The organism is Streptomyces sp. NK15101, from assembly GCF_020400725.1.
Classification (GTDB): Bacteria; Actinomycetota; Actinomycetes; order Streptomycetales; family Streptomycetaceae; genus Streptomyces.
The window spans coordinates 1-1,353 of the sequence record NZ_JAINVG010000195.1 but is presented as its reverse complement, the minus strand read 5'-3'; the positions used below and the strand labels follow the sequence as shown (position 1 = coordinate 1,353).

The window sequence follows — 1,353 nt, the reverse complement described above, 5'->3', positions numbered from 1 at the left end:
CGCTACGACTGTGAGGATGGCGGAGCCGTCTCGGTGGTGGTCTGACCCGCGCTACGACTGACTGTCATGTCCTGCGTCTTGATCTGTCGACCGCTGTCTGAAACGGCGCTCGCTGCCGCCAGGCCGGCGGGTGTGTCCCGATAGGGGCCTTCGCGACAGGCACCGTCACAGTCCTGACCACCCTGCTGGCCCGGCGACGGCCACCAGCCTTCCGGTTCGATGGCAGGAGACCGATGACCAGTGCCAGCATGGCCCAGCCGACCCGATTGCACCAAGAACGCCGCCAGGAGGTCGTCCTGGGTGTCGACACCCACAAGGACACACACGTGGCAGCCGTGGTCTCTACGACGGGCAGGCTGGTCGATTCCCGCAGCTTCCCGACCACGGCCGACGGCTACCGGCAATTGCTGGACTGGGTCCGACTCCACGGCATGGTCGACCGAGCGGGAGTTGAGTGCACCGGGTCCTACGGAGCCGCCTTGAGCCGGTTCCTGCGGAGCAACGGCCTGGCGGTGATCGAGGTGAACCAGCCGGACAAGGCCACCCGGCGCCGACGAGGCAAGACGGACACCATTGACGCCGAAGCGGCAGCTCATGCCGTGCTGTCCGGCAGAGCCACGGCAACGGCGAAGCACACGGATGGTCCGGCTGAAGCACTCCGCCTCTTGAAGATGGCCAAGGTCTCCGCGGTCAAAGCCCGCACCCAGGCCATCAACCAGCTCCGAGCCGTCCTCGTGACGGCCAGCCCAGACCTACGAGAACCTCTCGACGGGCTGACCATTCCCAAACTCGTCCGGGCTTGCCTGGCTCTGCCAAGGGCTGCAGCCGGCACGGCCACCACGGCAGCCATCTTCACCATGCGTCTCCTGGCCCGCCGCGTCGAAGAGCTCGACGAGGAGATCGACGCTCTGAAACAGCAGATCACCGACGTGCTCAAGCAGCACATGCCCCAACTTCTCGAGTGCTATGGCGTCGGTCCGGACACCGCAGCAGCACTCCTCATCGCCACCGGTGACAACCCTGAGCGACTGCACAGCGAGGCTTCGTTCGTCTCGCTCTGCGGCGTCAGCCCAGTCGAGGCATCCTCGGGCAAGACTCAACGCAGAAGGCTCAACCGCGGCGGAGACCGCCAGGCCAATTCAGCTCTCTACACCATCGTGCTGGCCCGTCTCCGCTGGGAAAACCGCAGCCGCACCTACGTCGAACGACGCATCGCCGAAGGCAAAACACGACGTGAAGCCATCCGCTGCCTCAAACGCTACGTCGCCCGAGAGCTCTACACGATCATTATCCGAGCCCACACGATGCCCAAGGAGCAAGCCTTGGCCGCTTGACATCCATAGGGGCATCAAG

At 65.1% G+C, this 1,353-nt stretch carries 1 protein-coding gene; it reads left to right on the top strand.

What is annotated here, in order from left to right; genetic code table 11:
* Positions 1-233 precede the first annotated feature (233 nt).
* Positions 234-1,334, top strand: coding sequence for an IS110 family transposase (locus K7G60_RS38545; RefSeq protein WP_374115752.1), 1,101 nt, complete (start codon positions 234-236; stop codon positions 1,332-1,334).
* Positions 1,335-1,353: the final 19 nt, after the last annotated feature.